At 75.0% G+C, this 13,890-nt stretch carries 14 protein-coding genes; 9 read left to right on the top strand and 5 right to left on the bottom strand.

Annotation, left to right across the window (positions count from 1 at the left end):
• The first annotated feature begins 107 nt into the window (after nt 1–107).
• Together ACF1AK_RS24320 and ACF1AK_RS24315 are read left to right on the top strand one after the other, a co-directional pair.
• Nucleotides 108–1,196, top strand: a complete 1,089-nt coding sequence (locus tag ACF1AK_RS24320; protein WP_391500928.1) for a pyridoxal-phosphate-dependent aminotransferase family protein — start codon at nt 108–110, stop codon at nt 1,194–1,196.
• A gap of 264 nt (nt 1,197–1,460) precedes the next feature.
• Nucleotides 1,461–3,044, top strand: coding sequence for a phosphonate degradation HD-domain oxygenase (locus ACF1AK_RS24315; protein ID WP_391500927.1), 1,584 nt, complete (start codon nt 1,461–1,463; stop codon nt 3,042–3,044).
• 90 nt (nt 3,045–3,134) lie between these two features.
• Here ACF1AK_RS24315 and ACF1AK_RS24310 read toward each other — a convergent pair whose 3' ends face one another.
• Nucleotides 3,135–3,953, bottom strand: coding sequence for a GntR family transcriptional regulator (locus tag ACF1AK_RS24310; RefSeq protein ID WP_391500967.1), 819 nt, complete (start codon nt 3,951–3,953; stop codon nt 3,135–3,137).
• A gap of 343 nt (nt 3,954–4,296) precedes the next feature.
• Here ACF1AK_RS24310 and ACF1AK_RS24305 point away from each other — a divergent pair, with 343 nt between their 5' ends.
• Genes ACF1AK_RS24305 through ACF1AK_RS24280 form a run of 6 tightly spaced genes read left to right on the top strand, consistent with a single transcriptional unit; the run spans nt 4,297 to nt 9,465 of the window.
• Nucleotides 4,297–5,466 carry an ABC transporter substrate-binding protein gene (locus tag ACF1AK_RS24305; protein WP_391500926.1) on the top strand — a complete coding sequence of 390 codons (1,170 nt, stop codon included), beginning with the start codon at nt 4,297–4,299 and terminating at the stop codon, nt 5,464–5,466.
• 43 nt (nt 5,467–5,509) lie between these two features.
• Nucleotides 5,510–6,487, top strand: a complete 978-nt coding sequence (locus ACF1AK_RS24300; RefSeq protein WP_391500925.1) for an ABC transporter permease — start codon at nt 5,510–5,512, stop codon at nt 6,485–6,487.
• Nucleotides 6,475–7,326, top strand: coding sequence for an ABC transporter permease (locus ACF1AK_RS24295; protein WP_391500924.1), 852 nt, complete (start codon nt 6,475–6,477; stop codon nt 7,324–7,326). Before ACF1AK_RS24300 ends, ACF1AK_RS24295 begins: the two co-directional genes overlap by 13 nt.
• Before the next feature lie 19 nt (nt 7,327–7,345).
• The gene (locus ACF1AK_RS24290; protein ID WP_391500923.1) at nt 7,346–8,431 is read left to right on the top strand and encodes an ABC transporter ATP-binding protein; all 1,086 of its coding nucleotides are present in this window, start codon (nt 7,346–7,348) and stop codon (nt 8,429–8,431) included.
• A gap of 33 nt (nt 8,432–8,464) precedes the next feature.
• A complete protein-coding gene (locus ACF1AK_RS24285; RefSeq protein WP_391500922.1) occupies nt 8,465–9,139 on the top strand; it encodes an HAD family hydrolase in 675 nt (224 codons plus the stop codon).
• A 5-nt stretch (nt 9,140–9,144) separates the two neighbouring features.
• Nucleotides 9,145–9,465 (top strand): DMT family transporter, encoded by a 321-nt coding sequence (locus ACF1AK_RS24280; RefSeq protein WP_391500921.1) that lies wholly within the window; start codon nt 9,145–9,147, stop codon nt 9,463–9,465.
• A 132-nt stretch (nt 9,466–9,597) separates the two neighbouring features.
• Here ACF1AK_RS24280 and ACF1AK_RS24275 read toward each other — a convergent pair whose 3' ends face one another.
• A complete protein-coding gene (locus ACF1AK_RS24275) occupies nt 9,598–10,347 on the bottom strand; it encodes an SDR family oxidoreductase (RefSeq protein WP_391500920.1) in 750 nt (249 codons plus the stop codon).
• Between the two features lie 50 nt (nt 10,348–10,397).
• Between ACF1AK_RS24275 and ACF1AK_RS24270 the strand changes: the two genes are divergently transcribed.
• On the top strand, nt 10,398–10,985 hold the full coding sequence (locus ACF1AK_RS24270) for a TetR/AcrR family transcriptional regulator (protein WP_391500919.1): 588 nt from the start codon (nt 10,398–10,400) through the stop codon (nt 10,983–10,985).
• 81 nt (nt 10,986–11,066) lie between these two features.
• Here ACF1AK_RS24270 and ACF1AK_RS24265 read toward each other — a convergent pair whose 3' ends face one another.
• Genes ACF1AK_RS24265 through ACF1AK_RS24255 form a run of 3 tightly spaced genes read right to left on the bottom strand, consistent with a single transcriptional unit; the run spans nt 11,067 to nt 13,757 of the window.
• Entirely contained in the window at nt 11,067–12,080 is a 1,014-nt protein-coding gene (locus tag ACF1AK_RS24265; protein WP_391500918.1) for a HEAT repeat domain-containing protein, read from the bottom strand.
• A 3-nt stretch (nt 12,081–12,083) separates the two neighbouring features.
• Nucleotides 12,084–12,746, bottom strand: coding sequence for a HEAT repeat domain-containing protein (locus ACF1AK_RS24260; protein WP_391500917.1), 663 nt, complete (start codon nt 12,744–12,746; stop codon nt 12,084–12,086).
• A 48-nt stretch (nt 12,747–12,794) separates the two neighbouring features.
• On the bottom strand, nt 12,795–13,757 hold the full coding sequence (locus tag ACF1AK_RS24255) for a formylglycine-generating enzyme family protein (protein ID WP_391500916.1): 963 nt from the start codon (nt 13,755–13,757) through the stop codon (nt 12,795–12,797).
• Between the last annotated feature and the right edge of the window lie 133 nt (nt 13,758–13,890).

Below are 13,890 nucleotides of genomic sequence, written 5' to 3'. Positions count from 1 at the left end.
GCACTCTACCGACGGCGCCGTTCCCTGTAAGCAGCGAGGATGAGGCAGACTCGTTGCCGGCCCGTACCGCTCCGCCCCCCGCCTCCCCCTCGAAAGGCCAAGAGACCGTGAGCCCCTTCCTCGACCTGCCCCCGCTCAGCGCCGCCGACTTCGCGGAGATCGAGGACAAGGTCGCCGCGCTGCTGCACACCACCGCCGACGTCATCGTCACCCAGGGCGAGGCACTGCTGCCGCTGGAGGCCGCGATCCGCGGCGCCGCGCACCCGGGCTCGACCGCGCTCAACATCGTCACCGGCCCGTACGGCCAGACCTTCGGCAACTGGCTGCGCGACTGCGGCGCGAAGGTCGTCGACCTCGCCGTGCCGTTCGACAGCGCGGTGAGCGCCGGGCAGGTCGCCGAGGCGCTGGCGGCCGAGCCGGCCATCGACTTCGTCTCGCTGGTGCACGCCGAGGCCGCCACCGGCAACACCAACCCGGTCGCCGAGATCGCCGCCGTGGTGCGCGAGCACGGCGCGCTGCTGATGGTGGACGCGGTCGCCTCGGTGGCCGCCGAGCCGCTGCTGACCGACGCCTGGGGCGTGGACCTGTGCGTGATCGGCGGGCAGAAGGCCATGGGCGGGCCGGCCGGCGTCTCGGCCGTCTCGGTCTCCGCGCGGGCCTGGGAGCGGATCACCGCCAACCCGGCCGCCCCGCGCCGCTCCTACCTCTCGCTGCTGGACTGGAAGGAGCGCTGGACGGACGCCGGGCGCACCGTCCTGCCGCACGCGCCCGCGCAGTTGGAGATGCTCGCGCTCGGCGCCTGCCTGGACCGGATCGCGGCGGACGGCCTGCCCGCCGTCATCGCCCGCCACCGGGCGGCCGCGGCCGCCACCCGCGCGGGCGTGCGGGCGCTCGGCACGCTCACCCCGTTCGTCCCGGCGGACGCCCACGCCGCGCCGGTGGCCACCACCCTGCGCACCCCGGCCGGCCTGGACGCCACCGCGCTCGCCGCCGAGCTGCGCCGCCTCGACCCGTCCCTCCCGGTCCAGGCCGGCGGCGGCGCGCTGGCCGCCGGGATGCTGCGGGTCAACCACTACGGCCCCGCCGCCGCCCTCGGCACCGTCCGCGCCACCCTCACCGCCCTGGCCACCGCCACCGGCGCCGACGCCGCCCCCGCCCTCACCGCGGCCGAGGCCGCCTGGGACGCGGCCGTCTGACCTCGCCCGACCGCCGTCCGGACCCCCGTCCGGACCCCCCGTCCGGCCCGCCCCGTCCGCCCCGCACCGCCCCGTCCGCCGCAGCGGGCGGGGCGGTCCGGCGTCCGGCGTCCGGCGGACGCGGTCCCGGGCGTTCGGCCCGGCACTGTTCCCGCACCGTTCACTCCCCCGGCACCCCGGGCTCACCACCCCCCGGCAGGCTCCTGCGCGACGGAGAAGTTGGCTATACAACTTCGACCCCCGCGCCGCCGAGGAGAAGACCCCATGACCACCGAGCCGTCGCCGTACTGGCTGCGCGACAACTGCCCCTGCGGGGAGTGCCGCGACCCGCGCAACGGGCAGAAGCTGTTCCAGATCACCGACCTGCCGGACGACCTCGCGATCGCCGCCCGGGCCGAGCTGGACGGGCACCTGGAGGTGCTCTGGTCGGACGGCCACCGCTCCCGCTACCCCTCCGCCTGGCTGGCGCGGGACGCGGACGGCGACGGGCGGACGGAGGCGGACAAGCGGCTCTGGGAGGCCGCGGACTTCGCGCAGGGCATCCCGGAGGCCCACTGGGAGGCGTACCTCGCCGACCCGGCCGAGCAGGCCGCCGTGCTGGCCGCCGTGCGCCGCGACGGCTTCGCCGTGCTGCGCGGGGTGCCGGTGCGCGAGCGCCAGGTGCTGGCCGTCGCCGGGACCTTCGGGCACGTGCGGGTCACCAACTACGGCGAGCTGTTCGACGTCCGGGTCGAACCGGACCCCAACAACCTCGCGTTCACCAGCGCCGCGATCGCCCCGCACACCGACAACCCGTACCGCGACCCGGTCCCGACCATCCAGCTGCTGCACTGCCTGGAGAACTCGGCGACCGGCGGGGACTCCGGCCTGGTGGACGGCTTCCGGGCCGCGGCGCTGCTGCGCGCGGAGGCGCCGGAGCACTTCGCGGTGCTGACCCGCACCCCCGTGCCGTTCGTCTTCCGCGACCGCGCCGCCGAACTGCGCGCCGACCGGCCGCTGATCGGGACGGACCCGCGGGGCCGGATCCGCGAGGTGCGCTTCAACAACCGCTCGATCGCCACCCTGCGCGGTCCGGCGGCCGAACTGGACGCGTTCTACGCCGCGTACCGGGCGTTCGCCGCGATCACCCTGCGCCCGGAGCTGCAGCTGGAGTTCCGGCTGGACCCGGGCGACTGCCTGATCTTCGACAACACCCGGCTGATGCACGCCCGCACCGCCTTCGCCCAGGACGGCCGCCGCCACCTCCAGGGCTGCTACGCGGACCTGGACTCACTCGCCTCCACCCTGGCCGTGCTGCACCGCCGTTCGGCCGCGCTGGACGAACTGGCCGCCCTGTTCGCGGGCGAGGGCGCCGGGGAGTACCTGGGCGAGGCGGTCACCATGGCCGAGCACATGCTGCAGGCCGGCGCGCTGGCCGAGGCGGCCGGCGCGGCCCCGCACCTGGTCGCGGCGGCGCTGCTGCACGACATCGGCCACTTCCACGGGGCGCTGCACGGCCGCGACCTGATGGAGGGCCAGGACAACCGCCACAGCGACACCGGGGCCGACCGGCTGGCCCGCTGGTTCGGCCCGGAGGTCACCGAGCCGGTCCGGCTGCACGTGGCGGCGAAGCGCTACCTGTGCGCGGTCGAGCCGGACTACCGGGCGAAGCTCTCCGAGGCCTCCGCGTACACCCTCCAGGTGCAGGGCGGCCCGATGTCCGAGCAGGCCGCCGCCGAGTTCGCCGCCCGGCCGGGCGCGGCGGACGCGGTGGCGGTGCGCCGCTGGGACGATCAGGCCAAGGAGGCGGGCGCGGTCACACCGGACTTCGCGCACTTCCTCCCGCTGCTGGCCTCGCTGATGCGCTGACGGACCGTCATCGCCCGGACGGGGGGCGGTCCGTGCGGCGGGCCGCCCCTTCCGTCTCCTTCCGCCCCGCCGCCGGGCCACGCCCCGCCGTCAGTCCACGTCCCGGGCGTGCCGCGAAAGCGCCGAGGTGGCAAGCGAGTTGTGCACGCTGAACGCCACCGTCCCGGGCAGGTAGCGGTCCTGGGACCACTCCACCGGCGTGCCGGTCGGGTCCGTCGTCCGCCGCCGCTCGCGCAGCAGGGGGCCGCCGCGCCGGCAGCCGAGCAGCCGGGCGTCGTCCCCGTTGGCGGCGACGATGTCGATCGTGTGGTCGGCGTCGGTGAACAGGATCCCGTGCTCGCGCAGGACTTCGGTGTGCGAGACGACGTCCGGCGGCAGCTCGGCGACGATCTCGCCGACCCGGGGCGGGTAGACGGTCCGCTCGACCATCACCGGCGTCCCGGAGAGCGTGCGCAGCCGCACCATGACGTAGACCTCGTCCCCCGGTTCGAGGCGCAGCTGCTCGCGCTCGGCGGCGTCCGCCGGGCGGCGCACCATGGAGTCGAGGATGCCGCCGGGCTCCTCGCCCATCGAGTACGCCCAGCGGGTGAAGCTGAGCAGTTCGGAGAAGCTCTGCACCCGGGCCGTGCCGAGCACGACCCGGCGGGTGCCCCGGCGCGAGGTGACCAGGCCGTCCGAGCGCAGCACCGCGAGGGCCTGGCGGACGGTCCCGCGCGAGACGCCGTACTGCTCGGCGAGCGCGCCCTCGGCGGGCAGCCGTCCGGCCTCGCCGAACGCGCCGGTGGTGATCGCCTCGCGCAGGTCGGCGGCGACCCTGCGGTAGAGCGAACCGGCCCCGCGCTCGGCTCCGGGCGCGGGGGCCGGAGTCCCCTCCGAACCGGCGCCCGGGCGCCCCGACTCCAGTGCCACGTCAGTCAATGTCCCTCCTGGGCGGTGTCCTGCGCAGCCCCGAACGGCGCCGGACAGCCCGACCTTATCCCGCTGCGCTCCCGAAGCATCGCACCTGTCCGATGGTCCGCCGGCGACCCGATTCGACCGTTCCCGCAGCCGACCCCGGGGCTGGGCCATCCGTTCACCTTCCCGTCACCGGGCTCCGGCGTACTTACCCACGTCAGCGAAGTTGGCTAGTCAACTCGGACGACGGCGACCGGCCGCTCACCCGGCCGTCCCGCCGCCCTTCGCGAGACGCAGGCCCGCGGAACCCCCCGCGAACGCCCCCTCGCAGTACGCCCCCTTAACAGGAGACTTCCCCGTGACCGTGCACCGTGTCCGCGCCGCCGCCTTCGCGGCCGTCCTGACCGCCGCCGCGCTCTCCCTCACCGCCTGCGGCTCCGCCGGGTCGAACGCCACGTCCGGCGGCACCGCCAAGGCCGGCGCCAAGGACGCCAAGGAGGCCACCTCCGCCGCCGACTTCGGCGGCATGGACGGCCTGGTCGCCGCCGCCAAGAAGGAGGGCAAGCTGCACGTCATCACGCTGCCCCGGGACTGGGCGAACTACGGCAAGATCATCGACTCCTTCAAGGCCAAGTACGGCATCGAGGTCGAGGAGGAGAACCCGGACGGCTCCAGCCAGGACGAGATCAACGCGATCAACTCCCGCAAGGGCCAGGACCGCGCCCCCGACGTGGTCGACCTGGGCAGCGCCTTCGCCCTGCAGGCGGTCAAGGACGGCATCCTCGCCCCCTACAAGGTGACCACCTTCGACAAGGTGCCGGACACCATGAAGGACGCGAACGGCGCCGCGGTCAACGACTACGGCGGCTACGTCTCGATCGGCTGCGACGCCAAGAAGATCGCCAACTGCCCGAAGACCTTCGCCGACCTGCTCAAGCCCGAGTACAAGGGCCAGGTCGCCCTCAACGGCAACCCGACCAAGTCCGGCTCGGCGTTCGGCGGCGTCTACGCGGCCGCGCTCGCCAACGGCGGTTCGCTGGACAACATCCAGCCCGGCATCGACTTCTTCGGCAAGCTGAAGCAGTCCGGCAACTTCAACCCGGTCGAGTCCACCCCGGCCACCATCGAGAAGGGCGAGACCCCGATCTCGATCGACTGGTCCTACCTGAACGCCGGCTACACCGACGAGTTCAAGGACAAGGGCATCGACTGGAAGGTCTCGATCCCGGCTGACGGCTCCTACGCCCAGTTCTACAACCAGGGCATCAACAAGTGGGCCCCGCACCCGGCGGCCGCCCGCCTGTGGCAGGAGTACCTGTTCAGCGCCGAGGGCCAGAACCTCTTCCTGGGCGGCTACGCCACCCCGTCCACCTTCGAGGCGCTGAAGAAGGACGGCACCCTGGACGCCACCGCCGCCGCCAAGCTGCCGGCCGTCGAGAAGCCGTTCACCACCTTCCCGACCGTCGACCAGATCAACGCGGCCAAGAAGGTCGTCACCGAGAACTGGACCAAGGCCATCGCGGGCTGACGCCCACGCCGCGCACCGCACTCCGGGCTCAGAAAAGGCACTCATGACCACGGCTCCCACCCCGGTGCCGACCACCCCCGCCGCCACCGCCACCGGTGGCGGCGCGGGGGCGTCCGCCACCGCCACGACCACCCCCGCCACCACCGCCCCCACCCCCCGGCGACGGCCGCTCGCCCGCCTCGGCGGCGCCTCCTGGCTCGCGGCCGTCCCGCTGCTGCTGTTCTTCCTGGTCGGCTTCGGACTGCCGACCGTCGCCATCGTCATCGGCGCGTTCACCACCTCCGGCGACGCGGAGGGCGGCGCCGGGCAGTTCACCTTCGACAACCTGGTGGACTCGCTCCAGGGCGGCTACCTGACCGCCATGCTGAGCAGCCTCAAGCTCTCCGCGCTGACCGCGCTGCTCGCCACCCTGATCGGCCTGCCGCTCGCCCAGGCGGTCGTCACCTCCCGGCGCACCTGGCTGCGCCAGGCGGTGCTCACCGCCTCCGGCGTGCTCGCCAACTTCGGCGGCCTGCCGCTCGCCTTCGCCTTCGTCGCCACCCTCGGCAACGCCGGCGAGATCACCAAGCTGCTGCACCTCACCGACCACGGCTGGTCGCTGTACTCCTTCACCGGCCTGACCGTCGTCTACCTGTACTTCCTCGTCCCGCTGATGGTGCTCACCATCACCCCGGCCCTGGACGGCCTGCGCTCCCAGTGGCGCGAGGCGGCGCAGAACAACCGCGCCACCACCGTCCAGTACTGGCGCCACGTGGCCCTGCCGATCCTGGCGCCCTCGCTGCTCGGCGGCTTCGTGCTGCTGTTCGGCAGCGCCTTCGCCGCCTACGCCACCGCCGCCGCCATGGTCGGCGCGACCGTCCCGCTGGTCAGCCGCTCGATCGCGGACGCGCTCTCCGGCAACGTGCTGGTCGGCCAGGGCAACCTCGCCCTCGCCCTCAGCCTCAACATGATCGTCGTGGCCGTCCTGGTGATGGCCGTGTACCTCCCCCTCCAGCGCCGGAGCGCCCGATGGCTCAGCTGACCACCCCCGCCCCCGCGGTGTCCCGCCGGCCCAAGGTGCGCTGGTGGCGCGGCGTCGTGCTGCTGCTCGCCGGCCTGTACTTCGTCGTCCCGCTCGCGGCCTCCTTCTGGTTCTCGATCGACGACCCGCAGGGCATCTCCTTCGAGGCCTACACCGGGCTGCTCTCCGCCCCCGGCTTCCTGGACAGCCTCTGGCTGACCCTCGGCCTCGCCGTCGTCACCGTCCTGGTGCTGCTGCTCCTGCTCGTCCCGGCGCTGATCGCCGTGCGGCTCGGCTCGCCCCGGCTGCGCCCGGTCGTCGACGTGCTCTGCACCCTGCCGCTGGTCGTCCCGCCGGTCGCCCTCACCGCCGGACTGATCGGCGTCCTCCGCTGGGGCCCGGACTACCTGATGGACACGCCGTTCTTCCAGACCTTCGTGTTCGTCCAGGACCCCGACTTCCCGCTGGTGCTGGTCATCGCCTACGTGCTGATGGCCCTGCCGCTCGCCTACCGCGCCCTGGACGCCGGCCTGCGCTCGGTGGACGTCCGCACCCTGGTCGAGGCCGCCCGCAACTGCGGCGCGAGCTGGCCGCGCGCGGTGTTCACCGTCGTCCTGCCCAACCTGCGCGGGGCCCTGCTGAACGCCTCCTTCCTCACCCTGGCCCTGGTGCTCGGCGAGTTCACCGCCGCCTCGATCCTCGGCTTCCAGCCCTTCCCGGTCTGGATCTACTCGGTCGGCAACAGCCAGGCCCACATGTCGGTCGCGGTCTCCATCCTGAGCCTGCTGCTCACCTGGCTGCTGCTGCTCCTGCTGGCCACCGCCGGCCGTGAGCGCCGCACCAAGACCGCCACCTCCTGAACCCCCGGAGTCACCCATCATGACCACGGCCACCGCCCCCGTCGCCGGCGTCCCCCTCGCCCCCGGCGGCGCCACCGTCGAGTTCCGCTCCCTGCGCCGCGCGTTCGGCGCCACCACCGCGCTCGACGGCCTCGACCTGACCGTCCACCCCGGCGAGCTGCTCGCCCTGCTCGGCCCCTCCGGCTGCGGCAAGACCACCGCGCTGCGCATCCTGGCCGGCTTCGAGCAGCACGACTCCGGACAGGTCCTGGTCGACGGCCAGGACATCACCGCGATCCCCGCCCACAAGCGCGACGCGGGCATGGTGTTCCAGTCCTACAGCCTCTTCCCGCACCTGACCGCCGCCGACAACGTCGCCTTCGGCCTGCGGATGCGCGGCACCGGCAAGGCCGAGCGCCTCAAGCGCGCCCAGGAACTGCTGGAACTCGTCGGCCTGCCGCAGCACGCCGGCCGCTACCCGCACCAGATGTCCGGCGGCCAGCAGCAGCGCATCGCGCTCGCCCGCGCGCTCGCCCTCCAGCCCCGGGTGCTGCTGCTCGACGAGCCGCTGTCCGCGCTGGACGCCAAGGTGCGGCTCTCGCTGCGCGAGGAGATCCGCCGCCTCCAGCAGGAGCTGGGGATCACCACCCTGTTCGTCACCCACGACCAGGAGGAGGCGCTGTCGATGGCCGACCGGGTCGCCGTGCTGCGCGCCGGCCGCCTGGAGCAGTGCGCCACCCCCTCCGAGCTGTACGCCCGCCCGGCCACCGCGTTCGTCGCCGAGTTCGTCGGCACCATGAGCCGCATCCCCTGCGCGCGCACCGGCGACGGCGTCGAGGTCCTCGGCCGCCGCCACGCCGTGGACGGCGCCCTGCCCGCCGACGGCGAGCTGCACGTCCTGGTCCGCCCGGAGAACGTCCGGCTGACGCCCGACGAGCAGGGCGCGGCCCTGGTGGTCTCCGCGTCCTTCCTGGGCGCCGTCACCCGCCTCACCGTCCGCCTGGACGACGGCACCGAGGTCAAGGCCGACCTTCCCACCGAGGACGCCGCCGCCCTGCCGATCGGCTCGCGCGCCGCGCTCACCCTCCCGGAGCGGCCGGTCCTGGTGGACCGTCGTACGGTCTGACTGTTCCTGTGCTCCTCCTCCGAAGGTACCGCCATGCCTGAAACCCCCCCACCCGCCGCCGTCCTCTTCGACATGGACGGCACCCTCGTCGACACCGAGCAGCTCTGGTGGCAGGCCGCCGCCGAACTCGCCGACGAACTGCACCACCCCCTCACCGACACTGACGCCCCCGAGGTGCTGGGCCGGGCGATCGAGCACACCGCCGCCCACCTCCACCGCGTCAGCGGCACCTCGCTGACCGAGGCCGAACTCGCCACCCGCCTCGGCGACTCCTTCGCCGGCAAGGTGGCCGCCGAGACCGTCCCCCGCCCCGGCGCCCTCACCCTGCTCGCCTCCCTGCGCGACGCCCGGGTGCCCACCGCCCTGGTCTCCGCCTCCCCCCGCCGGGTCGTCGACATGGTGCTGGGCACCATCGGCCGCGACTGGTTCGCCGTCACCCTGGCCGCCGAGGACACCCCGCGCACCAAGCCCGCCCCGGACCCGTACCTCGCCGCCGCCGCCCGCCTCGGCCTGGACCCGGCCAGCTGCGTCGCCGTCGAGGACACCCCCACCGGCGTCGCCTCCGCCACCGCCGCCGGCTGCGCCGTCCTCGCCGTCCCCTCCAGCGACGTCCCCATCCCGGACGACGCCCGGGTCACCCTGCTGGACAGCCTGGAGCACGCGGACCTGGCCCTGCTCGGGAAGCTCACCGCCGCTCCCGGGGTCTGACCCCCGTGCCCTACGTCCTCCTCGCCCTGGCGATCATCAGCGAAGTCTGCGCCACCAGCTGCCTCAAGCTGACCGAGGGCTTCAGCAGGCTCTGGCCGAGCGTGGGAGTGGCCATCGGCTACATCCTCTCCTTCGTCCTCCTGGGCCGCGCCCTGAAGCACATCCCGGTCTCCGTCGCCTACGCCGTCTGGTCCGGCGCCGGCACGGCCGCCGTGGCGGGCATAGGCGTCGTCGCCTTCGGCGAATCCCTGGGCCGGTGGCAGTGGCTCGGCATCGCCCTGGTCATCGCCGGCGTCATCGTCCTCAACCTGAGGAGCAGCCACTGACCCGGGGGACCGCCCACCCCGAGCACCCCACCCGGCCGGCGCCGCCGTCCGATCCGCACCGGGCCGGCGGTTCTCGCCGGCCGCCCGCTCGCGGGGACGTCCCCGCGAGCGGGCGGCGTCCACGCGGCGGTGTCAGGCGCGGGGGCCGAGGAAGAGGCCGCCGGTGGCGTCGATGACCTGGCCGGTGATCCAGCGGGCGGCGTCGGAGGCGAGGAAGGCGACGACGTCGGCCACGTCCTGCGGGGCGCCCAGGCGGCCGAGGGCGGTGGAGCGGATGATGCTGTCGGCGAGGCCCGGGGCTTCGAAGACGGGAGCGTTGGCCGGGGTGCGGGTGGCGCCGGGAGCCACGGCGTTGACGGTGATGGCGCGGGTGCCGAGGTCGTTGGCGAGGGCCAGGGTCATCGTCTCGATCGCGCCCTTGGTCATCGCGAAGGAGGTCTGGGCCGGATTGGCCATCCGGGTGGCCATGGAGGAGATCGTGATGACGCGGCCGCCGTCGGGGAACAGCGGCAGGGCGCGCTGGACGGTGAAGTACGGCGCGCGGACGTTCACCGCGAAGAGGTGGTCGAACTCCGCCCGGGTCGTGACGCCGAGCGGACCGGCCGGCGCAGCGGCGGCGTTGTTGACGAGGACGTCGAGCGGGCGGCCGGCCAGCACCGCCTCGACGCCCGCGAAGAGCGTGTCGACGTCGTCGTCCGTGCCCAGCTCCGCCCGTACGGCGGACGCGCTGCCGCCGGCCCGCCCGATCGCCTCGACGGTCGCCGCCGCCCCGGCCTCGTCGGTGCCGTAGTGCACGATGACCGCCGCGCCGTCGGCGGCCAGGCGTTCCGCGATCGCCCGGCCGATTCCGCGCGACGCCCCGGTGACAAGAGCCGTCTTCATCCCCGCACCCCAAACGTGGTAGTGACTACCATTCAGGTAGGGTCTACCACATGCCAGAGCAGCCCTCAACACTCCGCGCCCGACGCCGGGCCGAGACGCAGCGTCTGATCCAGTCCCACGCGGTGCGGCTGTTCACCGAGCGCGGCTACGACGCGACGGCGGTGACCGAGGTCGCGCAGGCGGCCGGGGTGTCGCCGATGACCGTCTACCGGCACTTCCCGACCAAGGAGGACCTCGTCCTGGCGGGCCAAGACGCCGAACTGATCGCCGAGCGGATCGCCGCCTCCCCCGCCGGCCAGCCCCTGGTCCGCCGGATCGGCACGGCCCTCGTCGGGGCCGCCGCGGAGCTGGCGGAGACCGGCGACGGCCGGTTCCTGCTCGCCCGGCTGAAGCTGATGATCACCACGCCGGCGCTGCGGGCCAGGCACCTCGACAACCAGTACGCCCTCCAGCAGGCGATCGCCGCCGCCCTCGGGGACGGCGACGACAGCGCGTTCCGCGTCCGAGCCGCCACCGGCGCCTGCCTGGCCGCCCTGCACACGGCCCTGGTCCGCTGGGCCGAGGACGACGGCCGGACGGCACTCCCCGGGCTGATCACCGAGGCGTTCACGGCCGCCTTCGGCGACCGGGCCCCCTGAGCCGGCCGCACCGCCGGAGGCCGCAGGCGGCGGTCCCCGTCCACGACGGCAGCGGCCGGGCGGCCGAGCGGGGCGGCGACTTCAGGGCCCCCCGGCCCGGCCGCGCAGCCGGAGGCCGTAGGCGGCGGTGAGGGCGACGGCGCGGTCCTCGTCGCCCGCCAGCGCGGTGAGGGCGGCGGTGGCCGCGGGGCCCGGGATGTCCACGAGGGCCTGGGCCAGACGGCGGCGGGCGGGCTGCTCCATCGCGGCCGAGCCGAGCCGGTCGACGAGGGCGGCGGCGATCCGGTCCGCCGACGCGGGCCCGGCCGCCAGCGCGGCCAGGGAGTCGGCCGCGTCCACGTCGTTCGCGCCCTCGACGACCAGCCCGACGAGCGCAGGGACGGCGTCGCCCGCTCCCCGCGCGCCGAGCGCCAGGGCGGCATGGCGGCGGACCACCGGGTCGGCGTGGTCGAGGGCGTCGCGCAGCAGGGCGGTGGCGGCGGGCCCCGGCAGTTCGGCGAGCGCGCGGACGGCGCGCTCGCGCACCTGCCCCGAGGGCGCGTCGAGCCCCTTCGCCAGCGGCGCCGCCGCCTCCTGCCCGGCCTGCGCCAGCGCCCAGCGCAGGGCCCCGGCGACGACCGCGTCCCGCTCCGCCAGCACCGCCTCGACCAGCGCCTCCACCGGCACGGGGACGTCCTCGCCGGCGGCCAGGGCGGCGCGCTGGCGCGTCCTGGGGCTCTTCGACCCCAGTGCCCGGAGGAGCGCGACGGCCCGGAGGACGTCCTCCCAGCCGGCCGGTCCGGCGGCGTCGATCCGGCGCAGGCGGGTGAGCAGTTCCGTCTCCGCCGCGATGCGCCGCCGGGTCTCGCGGATGAGGTCGTCGACGAGTCCGGCGGGCGCGAAGCCGGGATCGTCGAGCGCCCGTCCGACGTCGCGCAGCGACAGCCCCAGCGAGCGCAGGCTCTCGACGTGGAAGATCCGCCGGACGTCCTCCTCCGCGTACTCCCGGTAGCCGCCGTCGGTCCGTCCCGTCGGCCGCACCAGGCCGAGCGCCTCGTAGTGCCGGAGCATGCGGGCGCTGACCCCGGACCGTCGCGCGACCTCGCCGATCAGCACCGGCTACCGTCCTTCCCCGCCCAGGGCCACGATGCGCTTCGCCTCCTCGACCGCGAACTCGAAGCCGGCCTCCGGATCCTGCCGGAGCCGTTCCGTGGCCAGTGCGTGCGTGCGCACCCGGGGGTCGGGAGCCGTCGTGGCGGCCTCCAGGGCCGGCCGCACCGCCTCCCCGAGCGCGACCAGCGCCCGGCTGAGGCTCAGCTGCGTCCCGCGGTCGCCGCGACCGAGGTGTTTCGCCAACTCTACGGCCAGCCGCGGCCTCTCACCCGAGGGCGCGAGGACGACCGCCGTCCGCCAGGCGGTCCTGGCCACCTCGTCGTCGGCGTCGGCGAGCAGCTCCGGGGTGAGGGCGGGCCAGGCCCGCCGGTCCCCGATCTTGGACAGCGTGTGCAGCGCCTGGCTCCGGGCCCGGGCCCGGTCCGAGCGCAGTTCCGCGAGCAGTGCCGGGACGGTCGCCGACGGCTCGTGGCGGGTGAGCGCCCAGGTCAGCATCTCCCGCACGGAGAACTCGGGCTCGACCCCGCAGCGCCCGACCAGCCCGCCGACGAACGCCGGGTCCGGCGCGGAGCCGACCGCCAGCGCGGCCTGCAGCCGGACCGAGGCATCGGCGTGCGCCAGCGCCCGGAACGCTCGCATCGCGGTCGTCTTCTCCTGCGGCACGGTCATGGGGACCACCTCCTGGGCCCCAGCCAAGACCTTCTCACCGTGTCAAGGTCAAGCGACGGCGTCGGCCGCCACCCGGAAGCCGATGTTCCCGGCCGAGCTGTCCGGCGTGTTGGAGCTGCGCGCCGCCACCCGGTAGCGGTTGCAGTAGGAGGCGTGGCACATGTGGGAGCCGCCGCGCATCGCCCGCGCCGTGCCCTCGGGCGGGCCGGACGGGTCGTGCCGCGGGCCGGTGCGGTGGAAGTCCGGGCTGAACCAGTCCGCGCACCACTCCCAGACGTTGCCGACGGTGTTGTACAGCCCGAAGCCGTTGGGGCGGAAGGCGGTCACCGGAGCCGTCCCCCGGTGACCGTCCGCCGCCGTGTTCACGGTGGGGAAGACGCCCCGCCAGATGTTGCACGAGTGCCGCCCGCCCGGCGCGAGTTCGTCGCCCCACGGGTAGCGCGCCTGCTCCAGGCCGCCCCGGGCGGCGTACTCCCACTCGGCCTCGGTGGGCAGCCGGGTGCCCGACCAGGCGCAGTACGCCTGCGCGTCGTTCCAGGAGACGTGCACCACGGGGTGGTTCTGGCGGGTGGTGACCGAGGAGCCCGGCCCCTCGGGCGCCCGCCAGCTCGCCCCGGCGACCGCCCGCCACCACGGCACGGCGGCCACCTGCGGGGAGGCGGCCGCCAGCCGGTCCGGCAGGAAGCCGTCGAAGACGTAGGAGAAGCCGAAGGTCTCGGCCTCGGTGCGGTGGCCGGTGGCCTTGACGAAGGTCGCGAAGGCGGCGTTGGTCACCGTGGTCGGCGCGATCCGGAACGGGCTCAACTCGACGGCCCGCACCGGCCCTTCGCCGTCCTCGGGGTAGCCCTGCCGGTCGTCGGTGCCCATCAGGAAGCGCCCGCCGGGCAGACCGGTGAGCTGCCGGGCCACCCGGGAGACGGGGGCGGCGGCGAGGGTGGGGGCCGCGATCGTGCGGGCGGCGGACCCGCCGGGCTCACGGCCGGGGGTGCAGCAGGGCTTGGTGCTGGACACGGGGTTCCTCGCGGGTCGGGGGGCGGGGGGGGGGGGGCCGGCCCCCCCCCCCCCCCCCCGCGGGGGGGGGGGGGGGGGGCCCCGGGGGGGGCCCGTGGGCCCGCCCCCCCCCGGGTGCCGGCCCCCGGTGCAG

The organism is Kitasatospora sp. NPDC015120, from assembly GCF_043080305.1.
In the GTDB taxonomy this organism is placed as follows: domain Bacteria; phylum Actinomycetota; class Actinomycetes; order Streptomycetales; family Streptomycetaceae; genus Kitasatospora.
The sequence above is the reverse complement of the archived record's forward strand: the minus strand, read 5'-3'. Positions and strand labels throughout refer to the sequence as shown.

Excerpts from the sequence above, each read along its gene's own strand:
- ACF1AK_RS24295 (WP_391500924.1), top strand. The coding sequence starts at position 6,475 with ATGGCTCAGCTGACCACCCCCGCCCCCGCGGTGTCCCGCCGGCCCAAG.
- ACF1AK_RS24300 (WP_391500925.1), top strand. The coding sequence starts at position 5,510 with ATGACCACGGCTCCCACCCCGGTGCCGACCACCCCCGCCGCCACCGCC.
- ACF1AK_RS24285 (WP_391500922.1), top strand. The coding sequence starts at position 8,465 with ATGCCTGAAACCCCCCCACCCGCCGCCGTCCTCTTCGACATGGACGGC.
- ACF1AK_RS24315 (WP_391500927.1), top strand. The coding sequence starts at position 1,461 with ATGACCACCGAGCCGTCGCCGTACTGGCTGCGCGACAACTGCCCCTGC.
- ACF1AK_RS24270 (WP_391500919.1), top strand. The coding sequence starts at position 10,398 with ATGCCAGAGCAGCCCTCAACACTCCGCGCCCGACGCCGGGCCGAGACG.
- ACF1AK_RS24275 (WP_391500920.1), bottom strand. The coding sequence starts at position 10,347 with ATGAAGACGGCTCTTGTCACCGGGGCGTCGCGCGGAATCGGCCGGGCG.
- ACF1AK_RS24290 (WP_391500923.1), top strand. The coding sequence starts at position 7,346 with ATGACCACGGCCACCGCCCCCGTCGCCGGCGTCCCCCTCGCCCCCGGC.
- ACF1AK_RS24260 (WP_391500917.1), bottom strand. The coding sequence starts at position 12,746 with ATGACCGTGCCGCAGGAGAAGACGACCGCGATGCGAGCGTTCCGGGCG.